Annotated in this window: 2 protein-coding genes; both read right to left on the bottom strand. The window is 57.7% G+C overall.

The genetic code is table 11. From position 1 onward, the window contains the following. The coding region (locus RSO01_RS46370; protein WP_218037686.1) for a hypothetical protein at positions 1-1,959 on the bottom strand (1,959 nt) is incomplete at its 3' end. Further along, positions 1,952-2,260, bottom strand: a complete 309-nt coding sequence (locus RSO01_RS46365; RefSeq protein ID WP_147157410.1) for a hypothetical protein — start codon at positions 2,258-2,260, stop codon at positions 1,952-1,954. The genes RSO01_RS46365 and RSO01_RS46370, both read right to left, overlap by 8 nt. Between the last annotated feature and the right edge of the window lie 855 nt (positions 2,261-3,115).

Below are 3,115 nucleotides of genomic sequence, written 5' to 3'. Positions count from 1 at the left end.
TGTCGCATTGTCCGTGCTTGCCGTATGACCCGGATCGATATCAAATTGGGGATCAACGAAGTAGGGCGTGATCTGCGGCGCGCCACTGGACATCAGCCAGTTATAGGCCTGCGTGGCGGTAGCCGATCCAGTCAACGTAATGATGCCAGCGAGAGTTTGCGCCGCAAGTTCTGCGTAGTCAGCGTTGGTCCAACCACTACCGTTACTGTTTCCGGCCGCGATGGTCGCTTGCTCAATCTGCGCCCAGGTCTTGTAGTTGGTCCCGTTGCTATCCTTGATATTGAGACTATAGGCAACACCGTCGTGCGGGTTGAACCCGCTTGCATTATTGAGGAAGCGTCCGACGAGGAAATTCGCTTCCCACTTCAAGAAGGTAAGCGCATCCGCATTGCCCATTTGGGCAGCCTCAATCGCCACGCTTGCAAAATAGTCTTGCTGCCATGGCGCCATACCATCTCTATAGTCGCCAGGCACATAACCGTAGGCCTCTCCCTGCTGCTGCGTCCAGAGTGGGATCTGGCTTACCAGCCAGGACCAGTTGTTATTGGCGATTTGCGCGAACGTCGTCTGTTCGACCGACCCCGCCGGATTAGCCCACGCGGCCTCATCAATGACTCTCAGACTCCAGGCCTGCTGCCGCACCTGATCGTATCCGTTTGCAACCAGGCCCAGGCCATTTTCGCGTGGATCCGGCCAAGCATAAAATAGGGCGAACGTCGCCTGTGCATTCAGCTGGTCGAGGTAGTAGCGGTCACCCGTCAACAGATACGCAACGTAACTGAGATCGGGCGCATGCGCCCCGTCGGGCGTCCAGCCCGACGAACCGGAAGGTTGCTGAGTTAGCGTGGGGGTGCCGCGAGGATCCGTCCAGAGCGTGGGGTAGTCGTCAAGGCTGAGATAGGTCCCTGTCTTCGGATCGAAATAGTGCCACGGAACGCTTCCGGCTGCGTCGGCTTGCGCCAGCGCATATTGCGCCGCTTTCTGATCTTGGGTCACAAGCCAGATGGCGTTCCAAGCCGGCATCAGGCCAATATCATCCCGCGCACCGGTTTGAGGCATGTACTTCGTGACGCTGCCAGGACCAAGAATCTGGTTGCCCGTTATCTTCTCTGCAGCCAAATCTGAGGGACTTATGCCGGACGTGAGATCAAGGTTCGGCACGGCACCGGTCAGCTGGAGATAGTTGATGTCCTGAACGACATTGGCGTCCGCTAGTCCGTCCGTGCTGACGACGGTGTGCCAAGTCTGATACTGGTACTGGGTGACATTGCTTTGCTGCAGTACGGTGCTGCCATTCTGTTGAATGGCGACATTGTAAACAGTGGTGCCGCCGACGGATTGCATGGCGTAGTCGTTATTGAACTGGACGTCCGTCGATGTGCTCCCGTCGGCATACATGGTTATGTCGAGGGTGACGTGCAGTGAGCCGGCGATGGGAATGTCAACGCGTCCCTGCGTTGCCAATGGTCCGGTTTGCCAGTAGGAAACCGTGCCCGCGTTCAGGGCCTGCTGCAGCAGCGTCGCCGCATCAAGTACAACGGTACTGCCGCCTTGCAGCGCGATGGTAACTTTAAGATCGTAGTTGCTATCGTTGAGATTGGCGAGCGAAAGCGGGCCCGTTGTGAAGGCGGTACCCGTGGTGGACAGCATAAAGTTAAGAGAGGAATTGGCTGCTATGGAGGGCTGCTCGAATGTCAGCAAGGCGGAGCGGACCGACCCGTCGGCGTTGATCGTCTTGACATCCATTTGAACGGGAATCTTCTGCCCGTTAACGATCGCGACAAGGTGAGTGCCTGTCGTGACCTCCCCGGGCAGAAACGTCTCCTGAAAAGTAACGTACTGCTGGCCGAGCGTATTTGCCTGGTTGTTCTCTAGATTGAATCCGACAACATCCGTCGACAGCTGCGGCTGGAGAACAGCCGGCGCCACCACGCGCCCGTTGGCGTTCGTGTTAGCCATGCGCAACAACCTCGTTCTGCAGATTAGCCCTAGAATGGGCAACCGCAGACGCGATCGCAACCGTAGCGGTACCACCAGACTGCGCCGCTGCGGAATTGCCTGCGGCCGCCATATCGATACCCGCGCTCAAGGTTGTCGGATAGGACATCGTAGCGACGATGGTGATGTCCTTGGAGATCGTCGCCAGCCCATTCACATAGCTGCCGGCCCGCACGGCGAGGACATTGCCGTCAAGCGCAGCGAAGGCTGCAGCGGTGATCGTTCCATCGGCCTGCTCGGCCCCGACATAGAGAGTTGCCATCAGATCTTAAGCCCCCTTTTTGGGATTCGGCATACCATGCCATGTCGCGCTGGCTGCCACTCCCGGATGGCAGACCTTTGCGTAGCCGGCTCTACTGTCGCAACTGTCTCAGCGTTGCCGCCTCAACCCGCCGCGTCATGATAGATAGCCCTCGATGTTGCGACTCTCGAGACGCAGTTGTTGCCCGCATCGCTCGGTAGCCCTACCAATCACCGGCCGCCATGAGAAGTCATAGAAAGTGATATAAGTGTGGCATCAATCTAAACATCAAACCGTTGTGGAGCGCACTAAAAGTTGCCTGAACGCGCATCTCTCCACAGCTTGGAGTCACGTTTCAACGAGCAGCATCGCCTTCATCCTACGACAATCGGAGGAGGCACGAGCGCCGAGGAGGTCTGCCGAAAGGTCGAAGACGACGTCCGACACCTGGCGCAAGGCTCGATGAGAAGAACCGACAGCTTACGAAGCTGATGGCCGACCTCAACCTCGACAATGAGATGCTGCAGGACGTCATCCGCCGAAAAATATCGGGCCTGTCCGGCAACCGAAGATTATGGATCACGGGCGCACGGTTGGCACGTCGGCATTCGGCGAGCTGCCAGGCTCTACCGACCGCGCGCTCAAGCTATCACTATCAGTCCGGTGCCCCTCAGCAAGCGCATTATGGAGGTCGCGGAGACGCGCGTGCGCCGCGGCCATCAGCAAATCCAAAGGTCGGGAAGCGCACGTATCGGCTCTAGCAGTTTGCTGAAGAACCTTCCGATTTTTCAGGATTAGTGATTCTATAGCGTAGTTTTGGCTGTGGAGTCTGTGCAATGCGCGGTGAGTTCCGGGATCAGGGTGGGCTGTTTTCCC

Origin of the sequence: Reyranella soli, assembly GCF_007992495.1 — a bacterium.
GTDB lineage: Bacteria > Pseudomonadota > Alphaproteobacteria > Reyranellales > Reyranellaceae > Reyranella > Reyranella soli.
This window is presented reverse-complemented; position numbering and strand designations above follow the sequence as displayed.